General features: G+C 42.5%; 1 protein-coding gene. It reads left to right on the top strand.

Annotation, left to right across the window (positions count from 1 at the left end; genetic code table 11):
• On the top strand, positions 1–273 hold a 273-nt coding region (locus HMPREF2697_RS10825), incomplete at both ends, for a hypothetical protein (RefSeq protein ID WP_180364366.1).

Genomic DNA, 273 nt, shown 5'->3' with positions numbered 1-273 from the left:
CCTACGATTCAGTAACAGGCGCAGAAGTCACAGACAAATTTGATATCACAGTTAACAACGGTGTGATCACTGCAACCCTTAAAGCTGGCTTCACTAAGTCACTTGGCGATGCAGAAAACACACAAGTTATCGACACAACTAAATTCGCCTTTGGACGTTACTACAAGTTCGACATCCCAACAACGGTTAAAGCTGATGTACCTGGTGGTGTAGATATTGAAAACACTGCGGCTCAAGTAGTAAACTACTACAACCCAACAACTAAGAAAGTTG

Origin of the sequence: Streptococcus sp. HMSC064D12, assembly GCF_001837205.1 — a bacterium.
GTDB lineage: Bacteria > Bacillota > Bacilli > Lactobacillales > Streptococcaceae > Streptococcus > Streptococcus salivarius_D.
The sequence above is the reverse complement of the archived record's forward strand: the minus strand, read 5'-3'. Positions and strand labels throughout refer to the sequence as shown.